The organism is Bacillus thuringiensis (assembly GCF_001455345.1).
In the GTDB taxonomy this organism is placed as follows: Bacteria; Bacillota; Bacilli; order Bacillales; family Bacillaceae_G; genus Bacillus_A; species Bacillus_A thuringiensis_N.
Genome location: NZ_CP013274.1, coordinates 3,634,087 through 3,650,491, shown reverse-complemented (window position 1 = coordinate 3,650,491; position 16,405 = coordinate 3,634,087). Strand labels below are relative to the sequence as shown.

Here is a 16,405-nt window from a genome sequence, read left to right as displayed (position 1 = left end):
AAGAGCAAGATTACAAAGGTGAAAATATGATTGTTTTTCTATTTTGTGATAGCATGAAATTTGGAAAGAAACATCAAGAGGAGGACTATAAGTGAAGTTAATTTCGTGGAATGTAAATGGTTTGCGAGCAGTTATCGCAAAAGGTGGATTTTTAGAATATCTCGAGGAATCCAATGCAGATATATTTTGTTTACAAGAGATTAAATTACAAGATGGGCAAATTGATTTAAATCTAGAGGAATATTATACATACTGGAATTATGCTGTGAAAAAAGGATATTCAGGGACGGCTATATTTACGAAAAAAGAACCAATTACTGTTACATACGGTTTAGGAATTGAAGAGCATGATCAAGAAGGGCGAATTATTACTTTAGAGTTCGAAGATTTTCACATGATAACTTTATATACACCAAATTCAAAACGAGGATTAGAACGATTAGATTACAGAATGAAATGGGAAGATGATTTCAGGGCATATATCAAACGATTAGATGAGAAGAAACCAGTTATTTTTTGCGGTGATTTAAACGTCGCTCATAAAGAAATTGATTTGAAAAATCCAAAAAGTAATCGTAAAAATCCTGGGTTTTCTGATGAGGAAAGAGAGAAGTTTACATGTATTTTAGAAGAAGGATTTATTGATACATATCGTTATCTATATCCTGATCAGGAAGGCGCATATTCGTGGTGGTCGTATCGAATGGGAGCGAGAGCAAAAAATATTGGATGGCGTTTAGATTATTTTGTTGTTTCCGAAAGAATGAAAGACCAAATAACAGAGGCGAAAATTAATAGTGAAGTAATGGGATCAGACCATTGCCCAGTTGAATTACATATAAATTTCTAAAAAAAGAAGTATCCACCTAACGTTAGGCGGATACTTCTTTTTTAATTCAGTTTGTTAAAATTTTTCAAATCTTTCTTGAAATAATTGCATATTAAATATATACTTAGTAACGATAATCATTATCAATGAAAAAGATTATCAATGGATGAGGTGTAAAAGAATTATAGCTTAGGGGAAGTGAATGAGAATGAGTTCTGGATAGAATTATTAATCTAATGAAATATATACGTAAGATAAGTTTCATATAGTTAAATTTTATTGAGAATATAGTTTTGAAAATTCGAGAGGAGATATATATAAATGAATAAGAAGTTATTTACATTAGGAATGGTTACAGTTTTAAGTGTAGGACTAGCAGCATGTAATAGTGCGGATAAGACTTCAGGAGAGCAGAAGCAGCAGACAAAAGCTACGGAAACGAAAAAAGACGAAAAACGAAAAATTACATATTTAGGTAAAGAATATACAGTGCCAGCAAAAGTAGATAAAATTGCGACAGCTAGTTTAGAGTCAATGGAAGATGCAGCAGTACTTGGAATTAAACCAGTTGGTGCCATCACTGTTGGTGGTAAATTACCGAAGTATCTTGAAAAAGATTTAGAAGGTGCGAAATCTGTTGGTGAGAAAATGGAACCAAATTTCGAAACATTACTTCAATTAAAACCAGACGTTATTACATCAAGTACGAAATTCCCAGCAGAAACAGCTGAAAAGTTTACGAAAGTAGCTCCTACATTCCCGGTATCACATGTTTCAACAAATTGGGAAGATAACTTAAAGTTAATGGGAGAATTAACTGGTAAAAAAGATAAAGCAGAAAAAATTATTAAAGATTACAATGCGGATGCTGAAAAAGCAAAAGCAAAACTAGGAGATAAGTTAAAAGACAAAAAAGTCCTTGTAATCAGACTAAGAGCAAACGAATTATTCTTATATCCAGAAGGAGTGTACTTCAACCCTGTAATTTATAAAGATCTTGGATTAACTGCTCCAGAACAATTGAAAACTGTAAAAGCACAAGAGAAAATTTCATTTGAAAAACTTGCTGAACTTAACCCGGATTATATTTTCTTACAATATGAGACAACTGAAAATAAAAATCCGAAAGTGCTAGAGGAAATTGAAAAGAATCCAATTTGGCAAAGTATGAATGCTGCGAAAGAAAAGAAAGTATTTGTAAACGTTGTTGATCCAATGGCACAAGGTGGTACTGCTTGGAGTAAAACAGCATTCTTAAAAGAAGCAGTGAAAAATTTATCTAAATAATATAATAAGTAAGGTGCGTTGAATGATATGCAGAAAACAAATGCAGTACCAGTAACCATATTATGTATAGCACCCATACTCATCTTATTTACAGTTATACTTTCTATTTTGTATGGGGCAAAAAGTATTGATGCTGAAACAGTGTGGAACGCATTATTTCATTTTGATTCAGGCGATGTAAATCATAATATTATTATTACTTCACGTTTACCAAGGGTAATTGCAGCTCTTTTAGTTGGAGCATTTCTAGCCATATCAGGAGCACTTATGCAGGGGATGACAAGAAATTATCTTGCATCCCCTTCTATTATGGGTGTGACGGATGGGGCAGCCTTTGTTATTACACTTTGCATGATTTTTCTTCCAGGAATGTCCTCAATTGGCATGGTTTTATGTTCAATGATTGGTTCCGCACTCGGAGCCGGTATTGTGTTTGGTTTTGGTTCGCTTCTTCAAAACGGCTTATCACCAGTTCGGTTAGCAATTATAGGGACAGTTATTGGAACGTTTTTAAGCAGTGTATCTGCTGCAATGGCTTCATATTTCCAAATTTCTCAAAATGTTAGTTTTTGGTTTAATGCAAAATTAGATCAAGTCGATCCTAATATAATTAAAATCACGATACCTTTTGGGATAATTGGAATAGTTTTAGCTCTGTTAATCTCAAAATCTATTACGATTCTTTCTTTAGGAGAAGAAGTTTCTATTAATCTAGGACAGCGTACAAAACTAGTTAAAGCGACGGCTATTTTATCAGTTATCTTTTTAACAGGAACTGCGGTTGCTTTAGTGGGGAAAGTTGGTTTTGTAGGTTTAATTATTCCGCACATTACTCGCTTTATAATTGGGGTAGATTATAAGTGGATTTTACCATGTGCAGGTGTTATTGGCGGCGTTTTTTTAGCATTATGTGACGTTTTAAGTAGATTTGTAAATTATCCATTTGAAACGCCAATCGGAGTCGTAACATCTTTAATTGGAATTCCTTTCTTCCTTTATTTAATCCGTACAAGAGGAGGAGAGAGACATGCTTAAAAGCTCAAGTCGACGTTTTGGAATGACGATGGGGATTATTATATTTTTAATACTATGTGCTATTTACATAAGTTTAACGAATGGAACGTTTGATATTACGATTACAGATGTATTTAAAACACTCCTTAGAATAGATCCAGTGCCAGACCATGATTTAGTTATTTTTGAGTTTCGTCTTCCGCGCATTGTAATTGCTGGATTAGTAGGATTAGGTCTCGGCGTTGCCGGTGCTGTAATTCAAGGGATTACGAGAAATGGATTGGCGGACCCAGGTATTTTAGGCGTAAATGCCGGAGCAGGAACAGCCATCGTTATTTTTATGTTTTTCTTTCAAGGACAATTAAAAAGTACAGACTGGATTTCTATTATGATGATGCCACTGTTTGGTTTAGTGGGCGGATTAGGTGCAGCCATCATTATTTATCTGTTTTCTTGGAAAAACGGTAAGTTAGATTCGCAGCGTCTTTTATTAACAGGGATTGCGATTGGATCAGGATTTGGAGCCTTTTCTATGTACTTATCACTCAAAATGAAGTCAACTGATTTTGAAATGGCTGCAGTATGGGTGTCTGGAAGTATTTATAATGCAAACTGGAAATATATTATTGCTATGTTGCCATGGCTTATTATATTAATTCCTCTCATACAAAAGAAAGCTTATTTATTAGATTTATTTCAATTGGAAGAAACGAGTATTACAAGTTTAGGTGTTTCAGTAGAAAGAGAGAAATCAATTTTACTATTAAGTAGTATCGGACTTGTGAGCGCATGTGTTGCTGTTTCAGGAAGTATTGGTTTCATTGGACTAATGGCACCGCATATAGCGAAACGACTTGTCGGTATTCAGCATAAGCATATCATTCCTACGTGCGGAGTAATCGGAATGTTCCTTGTAATTGCTTCAGACTTTATTGCAAAAACAGTTTTCACACCTGTAGAGTTACCAGTTGGAATCGTTATTTCTATTGTCGGTGTACCTTATTTCTTATATTTACTTTATAAGGCGAAAGCGTAAGAGGAGGAATAAAAGTGAGTATTTTAAGTGCAAAAAATTTAGAAACAAGTTATGAAAAGCTTACAGTGTTTCGCGATTTAAATGTGGAAATACAAGAAGGAAAAGTAACGACAATTATAGGACCAAACGGGTGCGGAAAATCGACACTGTTGAAAACAATGGGAAGAATTTTAAAGCAAAAGAGCGGTAAAGTATATTTGCAAGGACAGGATTTACATACAATTCCAACGAAAGAAATTGCGAAGCAGTTAGCTTTACTCCCGCAAACTCCAATTGCGCCAGGAGAGCTGAAAGTAGAAGAATTAATTTCTTATGGACGTTATCCACATCGAAATAATGTAAATAAGTTAACTTCAAAAGATAAAGAGATGATTGACTGGGCATTAGATATAACGAAAACTTCTGAATTTCGAACGAGACAAATTGCAAATTTATCAGGCGGTCAACGGCAAAAGGTATGGCTAGCGATGGCGTTAGCACAAGAGACAGAAGTGTTACTACTAGATGAACCAACTACATATCTTGATATGTCTCATCAATTAGATGTATTACAAATTGTAGAAAAATTAAACAAAGAGCATAATTGTACGGTCGTAATGGTACTACATGATATTAACCATGCAGCGAGGTTTTCAGATGAAATTATTGCAATGAAGGAAGGGGAAATCGTTACAACTGGTAGCCCAGAAGAAATCATTACAAATGAAGTGTTAAAAGAAGTATTTCATATTGATGCACGTGTCATGATTGATCCGTATAATGGGTCTCCTGTTTGTTTTGGATACGGTAGCGTTGTATCCCAAGAAGAAAAAGTAGACATATATGTAACAAGCTAGAAAGGGGGGATATAAGATGAACACTACGATTGAAAAACAGCAGATTATAACATCTAATACAGAGCAGTGGAACATGTATTCAAAATTAGAAGGTCAGGAATATCAAATTCATATTTCAAAGCCGAGACAGCCAGCACCAGAGTCAGGATATCCTGTTATATACGTATTAGATGGCAATGCCTTTTTTCAAACATTCCATGAAGCAGTTAAAATACAATCAGTTAGAGCAGAAAAAACAGGTGTTTCACCAACCATTATAGTAGGTATTGGTTATCGTATTGAAGAGGCATTTTCAGGTGAAGAAAGATGTTATGATTTTACGCCTAGCGTAATTTCAAAAGATGCGGCTTTAAAACCAGATGGTAAACCTTGGCCTAAAACAGGAGGAGCACATCATTTCTTTACTTTTATTGAAAAAGAATTGAAGCCGCAAATTGAAAAGAATTTTGAAATTGATAAAGGAAAGCAAACACTATTTGGGCATTCTTTAGGTGGTCTATTTGCTTTACATATATTATTTACAAACGTAAATGCCTTTCAAAATTATTTTATTAGTAGTCCATCTATTTGGTGGAATAACCAATCTGTGCTTGAAAAAGAAGAGAATCTTATAAATGAATTAAACAATGCAAAAGTTAAAACAGGAGTATTTCTTACAGTTGGTTCACTAGAACGAGAGCATATGGTTGTAGGTGCAAACGAATTGTCAAAGCGCCTTCTTCAGGTAAAACACGATCAGTTTAGATTTACGTTTTATGAGGCGGAAGGGGAGAATCATGCATCTGTTGTGCCGACTTCTTTAAGTAAAGGGTTGAGATTTATTAGTCATGTATCCAGTGATTAAAAGGCTAGTGATTGGAGTGAATCGACATTTTTAGGTTAGTTAATAAAGTGATTGTCTAATAAAATGCAAACGCAAGGCTATGGGGAAATTCTCCATAGCCTTTTGTGTTGTTCAAGTAGAATTGTCCTTTTTGAAAGTTTTGTTTCAACTTTTCGTCTAAAGAGACAAAAAGTTGTCACAATTCGGTCACAATTAGCATAAACATAAAATAGACCAAATGAACTTATTTCCAAAAGGCTTGGTTTATTACAATCAGGATTCGTAGAGCTGAAAAAGCATGGATGAAAAGTTCACTATATTCCCAAGGAGGTAGATCGTATGAAAACTATTCTTGCTATCGCTGGACTTATTTGGGTTTTATCGCATGGCATCCCAATTTATGAAGGAGAACAAATTCGCAGTGCTCTGAATAAAAATTTTAATGAATATCATATCATTGATCGGCAAGATAATGTTGTGACAGTTCGAGTGAATGATTGTTTTCATACGGTAACCGTTGAAGGAACTTCAGTAGTGAATGATACAAAAGTATGTGATCAGCAATAATTATATATAGGGGGAAAAAAGTCTCAATTCAAATATGTGAAGATTGAGGCTTTTATATTTGTAGACGAATAATAAGCGGGGATGGATAATCCCCGCTTATTATTGTTTTTTGAAAAAAGGAAAGGGTATAATGAAAAGTGAGACTGAGAAGCTAACAATGTGTTAAGAATAATCATAAAGTGGAAATATACTCATATGGGGTATCATACATAGATATTTAATGCTATAATTGATATACTCATAAAATCAATTGTTTTATTGGATGAAGAGAACTTTTAAGAAGGTGATAATATGGATCATAAAGAGCATGAATCAGTAACACATAGATCAGAAAAAGAAAAAGAGCAAATTATAAATAGATTGAAGAGAATCGAAGGACAAGTTCGTGGTATTCAAAATATGATTGAAAATGATCGTTATTGCGTGGATATTTTAGTGCAAATTTCAGCGATTAATGCAGCAATGAAAAAAGTAGGGATGGGTGTCCTCAAAAACCATACGAGTCATTGTGTTTCGGGCGCTATTAAAAACGGTAATGGTGACGAAGCAATTGAAGAATTAATGACAGTATTTGAACGTTTTTCAAAAGCGTAAGAACAAGCTAGTATGTAACTGGCTTGTTTTTTTATTTACCTCTATATAGGATTTCGGGGTATTGGTGTGAAAAAGTGTGTGTAAAATAAACTTTTAGAAAATAATTGAAAAATCATGACACAAAACCATTGATTACCTTAGGGGGGTATGGTAAGATGAGGTTGTGATTAACAAACAATGAATAAACAAGAGGAGGATTTTAAATGGAACAGTTAACATTAAAAGTTGAAGGTATGTCTTGTGGACATTGTGTAAATGCTATCGAAAGCAGTGTGAAAGAGTTAAACGGTGTTGAACAAGTGAAGGTTCAATTGGCAGAAGGAACAGTTGAAGTTACTATCGATTCGTCTGCTATAACACTAAAAGATATCGTTGCTGTAATCGAAGATCAAGGATACGATGTTCAATAATTATTTTTTAGATATGAAAATAAATCGTACTTTATAGGAAGTACGATTTATTTTGCTAATAATTATACCTCATAAGGGTATGTAGAGGTGAGAGACATGAATGAACAAAAAGAGGCCAATCTTCAAATATCAGGAATGACATGTGCGGCGTGTGCAAATAGAATTGAAAAAGGTCTGAAAAAAGTAGAAGGTGTTCATGATGCAAATGTAAATTTTGCACTTGAAAAAACAAAAATAATGTATGATCCCCAAAAAACAAATCCACAACAATTTAAGGAAAAAGTTGAATCGTTAGGATATGGAATTGTAAGTGATAAAGCTGAATTTACTGTTTCAGGAATGACATGCGCAGCATGTGCCAATAGAGTAGAAAAGCGTTTAAATAAATTAGAAGGTGTGCACGGAGCGACAGTAAATTTCGCTTTAGAATCAGCTACAGTAGATTTTAATCCTGATGAAATTAATGTAAATGAAATGAAGAGTGCAATTACGAAATTAGGATATAAATTAGAAGTGAAATCAGATGAGCAAGATGGATCAACTGATCATCGCTTACAAGAAATTGAGCGACAAAAGAAGAAGTTTATCATTTCGTTTATTTTATCATTCCCGTTACTGTGGGCGATGGTAAGTCACTTCTCATTTACATCGTTTATTTATTTACCTGATATGCTTATGAATCCTTGGGTGCAGCTAGCTCTTGCAACACCAGTTCAATTTATCATTGGTGGACAGTTTTATGTTGGGGCTTATAAAGCGTTACGTAATAAAAGTGCTAACATGGATGTTCTTGTGGCACTTGGAACATCGGCTGCTTATTTCTATAGTGTATATTTAAGCATTCAATCTATCGGTTCTTCGGAACATATGACAGATTTATATTTTGAAACGAGCGCGGTACTTATTACACTAATTATTTTAGGTAAATTATTTGAAGCAAAAGCAAAGGGACGTTCATCAGAAGCAATTAAAAAGTTGATGGGTTTACAAGCAAAGACAGCTACAGTTGTACGAGATGGAACAGAAATGAAAATTTTAATCGAAGAAGTAGTAGCTGGTGATATCGTTTATGTAAAGCCTGGTGAAAAAATTCCGGTAGATGGTGAGATTGTAGAAGGAAAATCAGCAATTGATGAATCGATGTTAACGGGTGAAAGTATTCCAGTTGATAAAACAATTGGGGATTTAGTAATCGGTTCTACAATGAATAAAAATGGATTTTTAAAAGTGAAAGCAACTAAGGTAGGAAGAGATACTGCATTAGCTCAAATTATTAAAGTAGTAGAAGAGGCTCAAGGTTCAAAAGCTCCTATTCAAAGGGTAGCAGATCAAATTTCAGGTATTTTCGTACCGGTTGTAGTTGTAATTGCTATTATTACATTTGCAGTGTGGATGATATTTGTTACACCAGGTGATTTTGGCGGGGCACTTGAGAAAATGATAGCAGTACTTGTTATCGCATGTCCATGTGCATTAGGTCTTGCGACACCTACATCTATTATGGCTGGATCAGGAAGATCAGCTGAGTATGGCATTTTATTTAAAGGCGGGGAACATTTAGAAGCAACGCATCGATTAGATACAGTTATTCTAGATAAAACAGGTACTGTGACAAATGGGAAACCGGTATTAACAGATGTAATTGTAGCAGATGGATTTCACGAAGAAGAGATACTACGTTTAGTAGGTGCGGCAGAAAAAAATTCTGAACACCCACTCGCAGAAGCGATTGTAGAAGGAATTAAAGAAAAGAAAATTGATATCCCAAGTTCAGAAACGTTTGAAGCGATTCCGGGATTCGGTATCGAATCAGTTGTAGAAGGGAAACAACTATTAATTGGTACACGTCGATTAATGAAGAAATTCGATATTGATATTGAAGAAATTTCTAAATCAATGGAAGAGCTAGAACGAGAAGGAAAAACAGCAATGCTTATTGCGATCAATAAAGAATATGCTGGTATAGTGGCCGTTGCAGATACTGTAAAAGATACTTCAAAAGCAGCTATCGCAAGACTGAAGAAAATGGGTCTAGACGTTGTTATGATTACAGGAGATAATACACAAACTGCTCAAGCAATCGCTAAGCAAGTTGGTATTGATCATGTAATTGCAGAAGTATTACCAGAAGGAAAAGCAGAAGAAGTGAAAAAACTTCAAGCGCAAGGTAAGAAAGTGGCAATGGTTGGAGATGGAATAAATGATGCACCTGCTCTTGCTACGGCGGATATCGGTATGGCAATTGGAACAGGAACGGATGTAGCGATGGAAGCAGCAGATATTACGTTAATTCGTGGTGATTTAAATAGTATTGCTGATGCAATCTTTATGAGTAAGATGACGATAAGAAATATTAAGCAAAATTTATTCTGGGCACTAGCCTATAACGGCTTAGGAATCCCAATTGCAGCGTTCGGCTTCTTAGCACCTTGGGTTGCAGGAGCAGCTATGGCATTTAGTTCTGTATCGGTCGTATTAAATGCATTACGATTGCAAAGAGTGAAGTTAAAATAATAAAACTTTAAATCTATAGAGTAATTGCATAGGCTTTTATAAAAAAACAATACTTTGAAATAAGTATTGTTTTTTATTTATATAGAAAGAAAAAGGATATAATAAAGCAGTGAATCTTAGATGGTAGAAAAGTTAAATGATAGTTTAGTAAGGAGGTTCATATATGTTAAAAGATATGATCATTAGAACATTCCATAAAGAGGATTTAGAACAAGTATTACAGTTGTTCTATGAAACAGTTCATACAATTAATGCAAAAGATTATAACGTGTTACAGCTACAGGCATGGGCACCAGAGCGACTAGATAGAGAAAGTTGGTTACATTCTTTAGAGAAGAATAGTAGTTATGTAGCGGATCATAACGGTGTGATAGTCGGATTTGGAGATTATAATGAGAATCATTACGTAGATCGCTTATTTACACATAAAGATCATCAAGGGAAAAGGATAGCTTCATCCATATTACAGACGTTAGAAAAAGAAGCAGTGAACTTGGGCCATAGGGAGATATATACAGAGGCGAGTATTACAGCAAAACCTTTCTTTGAAAGTAACGGTTTTATTTGCATAAAGGGACAAAAGAAACAGCATAATGGTCAGATTTTTATTAATTATGTAATGAAAAAAATAGCCCTCTCGTAAACGAGAAGGCTATTTTTTCATTATTTTACAGCTTCTTTTAGTTCTTTACCAGCTTTGAAAGCAGGTACTTTAGAAGCTGCGATTTGCATTTCTTCACCAGTTTGTGGGTTACGGCCTGTACGAGCAGCTCTTTCGCGAACTTCGAATGTACCGAATCCGATAAGTTGTACTTTTTCACCAGCAGCTAAAGTGTTAGTGATTGATTCTACTACAGTTTGTACAACTACAGTAGCTTCTTTTTGAGAAATCTCAGCATTTTGTGCTACGTTTTTAATTAATTCTGTTTTGTTCATGTTTTTCACCTCATATGTAAATAATGCTATTTAAGTTGTTATTATAACGTATAAAACATTCGAGAACAAGTGTACGTACATATATTCGTAAAAAAAATAGAATTTGTAATATTTTTCAGGATTGCTGTATAGTCGTTCAATTTAAGCGGATACAGATTTTTTCTTTAATTCCGTTTGTTCTTTATTAGAAGGTAGTTTCTTATTATAAGATATGAAATAAGGTAACGCTACAAATAACATGCCTCCTACTAAGTTTCCGAAGAAAACAAAAATGAAGTTTGGAAAATATTCAATCCATGTTAAATGACCAGCAAAAATTGCAGCTGGGACGACAAACATATTGGCTACAACGTGTTGAAATCCAATCGCAACAAAAGTCATAACTGGGAACCAAATGCCGATAATTTTTCCGATAAATTCTTTACTTCCCATACTGAGCCAAACAGCTAAACAAACGAGCCAATTACATCCGATTGCAGAAATGAAAGCTTGTAGTGGTGTATCTTGTAGTTTAGCTTGCGCAATAGAAACCGTTTTCGCTAAAAAAGCTCCCTCTGTTAATCCGACGATATGACCGAAAAAATAAGCAACGAATACAGCGCCTATGAAGTTGCTCAATGTAACAATAATTAAATTTCGTATGAAATAAAATAAAGTAATTTTCTTTTGAAGCCAGGCCATGGAAACTGTCATCATGTTACCAGTTACTAGTTCACCGCCTGCAAGAATAACGAGAATAAGACCGATAGGGAATACAGCAGCGCCTAGAAAACTAGTAAAGGATCCCCAAGCCTTTGGCATTGTTCCAATAACATGAATATCGAGTAAATACCCTAATGCTATGAAAGCACCGCCAAAAAAACCGAGAATTAGCATAGGGAGTAATGATAAATGAGCTTTTTTTCTTCCAGAATTAGCCGCAAGTGCCGTAATTTCTTCTGGTGTAAATACAGACATGAATAATCTCTCCTTAATAAAATAGTAGAATGAATAGAAGGAACATTTTTAAGAATCTATGTATTATAAAAACATGTTATGACTTCTGTATAAATTTGTCAAAGTGAGCAAGGGTGGGATTGGATATAACTAACGTTGTTCGTGTTGTCACATTCATGTAACAATAAGGCTTTAAAGTACGTCTAGAGGTGAGAACATGAATACGCATCATGTAAAAGAAGAACAGAAAAAATCAATCGTCAAGATATTTATAATCAGTTTCATAAGTATAGTAACGATTTCTATAAGTTTGTATTTCTATGCGACAGAAATAGAACGAAAACTAGTAACAGTTACGTGGAATGAAATAGAAGCTTCTACAATTCCTAAAGAGTTTAATAATAAAAAAATATTGCAGTTCTCAGATGTACATTTAGGGCCAGAATTCACATTGAAACAACTAGAAAATTTGGTGGAGAAGATGAATGCATTAAGTCCAGATCTAGTAGTTTTCACAGGGGATTTAATAGATAAGTTTGGATCGTATAAAGCAGAAAGAGAAGAAGCGAAAAATATTTTACAGAAAATACATGCGCCCTTAGGGAAATATGCTGTGTTTGGGAATCACGATAGGGGCGGTGGAGGTAGTTTATTTTATAAAAAGTATATGGAGGAAGCTGGTTTCTCTGTGTTAGTAAATGAAGTGCAGAAAATTAAAGCGGAAAACGGTAAATATATTACAATATCAGGTTTGGATGATTTTTTATTAGGGAAGCCACAAATAGACATGACTTTAAAACATGTAAGGCAACAAGATTTCAATATGTTATTAGTACATGAGCCGGATGTTGTAGATAAAGTAGCTCGTTATCCGGTTGATTTTCAAATGTCAGGACATAGTCACGGAGGACAAGTTCAAATTCCTTTTATAGGGCCATTAATTACTACAAAACTAGCTGAAAGTCATGTTGAAGGTATGTATGAATTAGAAGGAAAGAATAAGCTATTACATTTATACGTAAATCGTGGTATTGGGACAACTCGAATGCCTGTTAGATTTTGGAGTGTACCTGAACTTTCAGTATTTGTATTGAAGCAAAATAGTAACTAATGTATTCAATTCCACATCATCAATTTGATTTTGATGAACGCGCGATGTTAATTGGTGGTAAATTACTTTTAAGCCTTGTAAATAGTTATGTAAGATATGGAAAAGAATCTCTTCATCATGTAGAAGTGAAAAAGTAATTTACATAAATAAAAAACAACAATAGGTCATATAAAACCTATTGTTGTTTTTTATTATTTTTGTAAGGGAATAGCATCAAAATATGTTCTATAGTTACTAGAGAATTCAAAGTTATTTTTTGCATCCCAATTAATAGACCAAGACATTAGACCGCGGAAGGCAGGATAGCCACTTTGATTTGAAAGTTTATACTTTCCGCCGAAAGGAATGCCTTTAATGATATAATCTAAAGCTTTTTTCATTTCAGTTGGAGAAATATATCCGCCACTTGGAGCTGCCGCTGGTGCTGCAGGAAGTCCAATCATTACTTGATCCGAACGAAGAGCTGGGAAAATGTTATTTGCATTACCCCCTACTGGAAAACCATGTAAGAGCATATCTGCCATCGCGACTTCGTAGTCTGCAGTACCTTGATTGTAGTTATTACCGTCCATTCCAATACCACTGCCAGCGTTGTAGTGTTGGACGTGAATGTATGTTAGTTTGTCTTTCACTCCGTAAATAATCGGTAAATATGCACCCCATATGCTTCCGTATGCGCTATATCCGCCTTGAACATAAGCTGTTTCAGGAGCCATGCTTAATAGAAAGTCTGGACCATAATGATCTGAGATTGTTCGAATAGCTGAAATAAGATTTACGATTTGAGGAGTCGTTGGGTTTTTGAAATTAGTGTCATTTCCGTTTAAGTAAATACCTGATTCAAGGTCAATATCTATTCCATCAAAACCGTATTTATCGATTAGAGATTGTATGGAATTAATAAAACGTTGCTTAGCGGCATTATCAGGAAGTAAAACGACCCCGTTTTGTCCACCAATTGAAAGAACTACTTTTTTTCCTTTACTTTTTAAATAAGAAATATCTGATTTGAACTCTGCATCTGTACCATACACAGGAGAAAATTCAACAGTGGAACGATCACCACCAGTTTCACCGAAAGATACGTTGATTACATCCCATTTTGGTGAAACGTCTTTTAATTTAATAATGCCAGTACCGTTATCGAAGTTATGCCAGTATCCAACGAGTAATTTTGATCCTAAATTGTTTGCAGCTTGTGCTTGAAAGGGAGCTAGCGGTAGCAGTAAGAAAATTACTAAAGTACAACAAATGAATTTGAACTTGTTTAACATATCAACACTCCTATACAAAAAGTTGTCTAGATGTATAATCTTGTTTATTCAATGATATCTGAAAATTCATTCTTTTGTAAGGTAACTATAATTTTCTCAACAATTGTGTATGGGAAATTATTAAACCTAATGAAATAATTTTTAAAGGAGGTCAAATTACGATTGTTGAATTCAGAATATTTTGATATATTTTAAAGTATAGGACAAGATTTTTCGCATAATACTCTTACATAAATTTCAAAATTACGTTTGGAAGGGGATGTACAAGAGTTGGATAAAAATCTTAAGAAAGACCTCAAAATACGCCACATTACAATGATTTCAATTGGTGGCGTAATAGGAGCTGGTTTGTTTGTTGGAAGTGGGGCGGTTGTACATTCAGCCGGACCCGGTTCTATCGTTTCATATGCATTAGCAGGACTTCTAGTTATTTTTGTTATGAGAATGCTTGGGGAAATGGCAGCTATTAATCCGACAAGTGGTTCATTTGCAACATATGCAAGAGAGGCAATTGGTCCATGGGCAGGTTATACAATTGGGTGGCTATATTGGTTTTTCTGGGTAATTGTTATTGCAATAGAAGCGACAGCAGGTGCTGGTATTATTCAATACTGGATTCCAGAAATCCCGCTTTGGTTATTAAGCCTAATATTAACGATTTTATTAACATTGACGAATGTTTTTTCAGTGAAATCATTTGGAGAGTTTGAATATTGGTTTTCTTTTATTAAAGTAATAAGTATTGTTTTGTTCCTTTGTCTTGGGCTAGCTGTTATTTTAGGATTTGTACCAGGAACGGAAGCACCTGGCACTTCGAATTTAGTAGGACAAGGAGGATTTATGCCAAACGGTATAAGTTCGGTGCTACTTGGAATTACTGTCGTAATATTTTCATTTATGGGATCTGAGATTGTTGCGGTAGCTGCTGGAGAGTCTGCTGAGCCTGTAAAAGCAGTAAAAACAGCAACAAATAGTGTAATTTGGCGTATTCTCGTATTTTTCATTGGATCTATCGCTGTAGTTGTTACACTTCTTCCATGGAATTCAGCGAACATACTAAAAAGTCCGTTTGTAGCGGTACTGGAACATATAGGAATACCAGCGGCAGCACAAATTATGAATTTTATCGTTTTAACAGCTGTACTTTCATGTTTAAATTCGGGTTTATATACAAACTCAAGAATGCTTTTTTCGATGGCAGAAAGAGGAGATGCTCCAAAGACGTTTTTGAAATTGAACAGTAGTGGTGTTCCAGTCCGGGCAGTTTTATTCGGAACGTTCTTCGCTTATATTGGAGTTGTTTTCAGTTACATATCTCCAGATAAAGTATTTTTGTTTTTAGTGAATGCATCTGGCGGGATTGCGTTACTAGTTTATCTCGTTATAGCTGTTTCGCATTTAAAGATTCGTAAAAAAATGGGAAGAGTAGAACAACAAAATTTGAAAGTGAAAATGTGGTTCTTCCCATATGTGACGTATGTTACAATTGCGGCTATTATAGCAGTTTTAGTTGCGATGCTTGCAATTGAATCTTTACGTTCACAAGCACTTTTGACGATGCTTGTTACGGTTCTTATAATCATTTCTTATTTTATTTTTAATAGAAATAAAAATAGTACAGTGTTGAATACTAAAAATAAGAATGAGGAATCTGTTCGATTCTAATTTCTTGTTTTCTAAGAAATGCTACATCCAATCATTGGTAGAAAAGATTCATATATAAGTAAAGAAAAGAGTAATTACTATTGTCATAGTGAATATAAACTTTTTTCTTGACTTTTTATACGAAGGCGAGCAGAATGGTAAAAAAGGAAGGGGGGATGATGATGGAAGAGTACGTATTAGAGCTGTATAACCTGTTATATACGACAGAATGGCAAGATATTGTTTCGTTTCTAGGAATAGTATTTTGCATGAAAATTGTAATTGTATATATGGAAGAGCAAGGTATGTTCTATTCCTTCTCATCTCCGTTCGATGTGCAGCGCGAGCCGTTGCTAAACTATGCCAATGTGAATTACAAACAATTTCCTTTTGTAGTTTTCTTTATGATTCGATTTATAACAGCAATTGTAAAGAAGAAGGAAAGTGATGATGAAGAGTGCCACGCAACTTGTAAGGTAGCTAACGTTTTTTAAGCTAAATACAAGGAGGAGATTTATATGTGGTTTCGATTTCTTATGATTGGTTTCTTTTCATTAACAGCAATTTCATTAATGGGATATCAAGTGTCTGAAA

General features: G+C 34.5%; 18 protein-coding genes. 15 read left to right on the top strand and 3 right to left on the bottom strand.

Features of this window, described 5'->3' with window-relative positions; all coding sequences use genetic code 11:
- The first annotated feature begins 91 nt into the window (after positions 1–91).
- From ATN06_RS18905 to ATN06_RS18855, 11 genes are all read left to right on the top strand, one after another.
- Positions 92–850: an exodeoxyribonuclease III gene (locus ATN06_RS18905; RefSeq protein WP_060631909.1), complete on the top strand. Its 759-nt coding sequence runs from the start codon at positions 92–94 to the stop codon at positions 848–850.
- Between the two features lie 300 nt (positions 851–1,150).
- Entirely contained in the window at positions 1,151–2,116 is a 966-nt protein-coding gene (locus tag ATN06_RS18900; protein WP_060631908.1) for an iron-hydroxamate ABC transporter substrate-binding protein, read from the top strand.
- A gap of 27 nt (positions 2,117–2,143) precedes the next feature.
- Complete coding sequence (locus ATN06_RS18895; RefSeq protein ID WP_060631907.1) at positions 2,144–3,151, top strand: FecCD family ABC transporter permease; 1,008 nt, start codon at positions 2,144–2,146, stop codon at positions 3,149–3,151.
- Complete coding sequence (locus ATN06_RS18890) at positions 3,144–4,166, top strand: FecCD family ABC transporter permease (RefSeq protein WP_060631906.1); 1,023 nt, start codon at positions 3,144–3,146, stop codon at positions 4,164–4,166. The genes ATN06_RS18895 and ATN06_RS18890 overlap by 8 nt, the downstream gene beginning before the upstream one ends.
- 14 nt (positions 4,167–4,180) lie before the next feature.
- On the top strand, positions 4,181–5,002 hold the full coding sequence (locus tag ATN06_RS18885; protein ID WP_060631905.1) for an ABC transporter ATP-binding protein: 822 nt from the start codon (positions 4,181–4,183) through the stop codon (positions 5,000–5,002).
- A 16-nt stretch (positions 5,003–5,018) separates the two neighbouring features.
- Positions 5,019–5,846 carry an alpha/beta hydrolase gene (locus tag ATN06_RS18880; RefSeq protein WP_060631904.1) on the top strand — a complete coding sequence of 276 codons (828 nt, stop codon included), beginning with the start codon at positions 5,019–5,021 and terminating at the stop codon, positions 5,844–5,846.
- A gap of 318 nt (positions 5,847–6,164) precedes the next feature.
- Positions 6,165–6,392 (top strand): hypothetical protein, encoded by a 228-nt coding sequence (locus ATN06_RS18875; protein ID WP_000849103.1) that lies wholly within the window; start codon positions 6,165–6,167, stop codon positions 6,390–6,392.
- A 291-nt stretch (positions 6,393–6,683) separates the two neighbouring features.
- The gene (locus ATN06_RS18870) at positions 6,684–6,986 is read left to right on the top strand and encodes a metal-sensing transcriptional repressor (protein WP_000349642.1); all 303 of its coding nucleotides are present in this window, start codon (positions 6,684–6,686) and stop codon (positions 6,984–6,986) included.
- A 203-nt stretch (positions 6,987–7,189) separates the two neighbouring features.
- Complete coding sequence (gene copZ / locus ATN06_RS18865; RefSeq protein WP_060631903.1) at positions 7,190–7,396, top strand: copper chaperone CopZ; 207 nt, start codon at positions 7,190–7,192, stop codon at positions 7,394–7,396.
- A 96-nt stretch (positions 7,397–7,492) separates the two neighbouring features.
- Positions 7,493–9,910, top strand: a complete 2,418-nt coding sequence (locus tag ATN06_RS18860) for a heavy metal translocating P-type ATPase (protein WP_060631902.1) — start codon at positions 7,493–7,495, stop codon at positions 9,908–9,910.
- A 163-nt stretch (positions 9,911–10,073) separates the two neighbouring features.
- On the top strand, positions 10,074–10,553 hold the full coding sequence (locus ATN06_RS18855; protein WP_060631901.1) for a GNAT family N-acetyltransferase: 480 nt from the start codon (positions 10,074–10,076) through the stop codon (positions 10,551–10,553).
- Positions 10,554–10,573: 20 nt separating this feature from the next.
- On the opposite strand, the gene ATN06_RS18850 is transcribed toward ATN06_RS18855, so the two are convergent.
- Positions 10,574–10,846: an HU family DNA-binding protein gene (locus ATN06_RS18850; RefSeq protein ID WP_001043904.1), complete on the bottom strand. Its 273-nt coding sequence runs from the start codon at positions 10,844–10,846 to the stop codon at positions 10,574–10,576.
- Positions 10,847–10,987: 141 nt separating this feature from the next.
- Positions 10,988–11,803 carry a formate/nitrite transporter family protein gene (locus ATN06_RS18845; RefSeq protein WP_060631900.1) on the bottom strand — a complete coding sequence of 272 codons (816 nt, stop codon included), beginning with the start codon at positions 11,801–11,803 and terminating at the stop codon, positions 10,988–10,990.
- A 196-nt stretch (positions 11,804–11,999) separates the two neighbouring features.
- Here ATN06_RS18845 and ATN06_RS18840 point away from each other — a divergent pair, with 196 nt between their 5' ends.
- Together ATN06_RS18840 and ATN06_RS28740 are read left to right on the top strand one after the other, a co-directional pair.
- Entirely contained in the window at positions 12,000–12,893 is an 894-nt protein-coding gene (locus tag ATN06_RS18840) for a metallophosphoesterase (protein ID WP_060631899.1), read from the top strand.
- Positions 12,893–13,030 (top strand): hypothetical protein, encoded by a 138-nt coding sequence (locus ATN06_RS28740; RefSeq protein ID WP_088116284.1) that lies wholly within the window; start codon positions 12,893–12,895, stop codon positions 13,028–13,030. The genes ATN06_RS18840 and ATN06_RS28740 overlap by 1 nt, the downstream gene beginning before the upstream one ends.
- A 54-nt stretch (positions 13,031–13,084) precedes the next feature.
- Here ATN06_RS28740 and ATN06_RS18835 read toward each other — a convergent pair whose 3' ends face one another.
- Positions 13,085–14,167: a chitinase gene (locus tag ATN06_RS18835; RefSeq protein ID WP_060631898.1), complete on the bottom strand. Its 1,083-nt coding sequence runs from the start codon at positions 14,165–14,167 to the stop codon at positions 13,085–13,087.
- A gap of 270 nt (positions 14,168–14,437) precedes the next feature.
- On the opposite strand from ATN06_RS18835, the gene gabP reads away from it, so the two are divergent.
- The gene (gene gabP, locus ATN06_RS18830) at positions 14,438–15,832 is read left to right on the top strand and encodes a GABA permease (RefSeq protein WP_060631897.1); all 1,395 of its coding nucleotides are present in this window, start codon (positions 14,438–14,440) and stop codon (positions 15,830–15,832) included.
- A gap of 134 nt (positions 15,833–15,966) precedes the next feature.
- The gene (locus tag ATN06_RS18825; protein WP_140350541.1) at positions 15,967–16,305 is read left to right on the top strand and encodes a hypothetical protein; all 339 of its coding nucleotides are present in this window, start codon (positions 15,967–15,969) and stop codon (positions 16,303–16,305) included.
- Positions 16,306–16,405 lie beyond the last annotated feature (100 nt).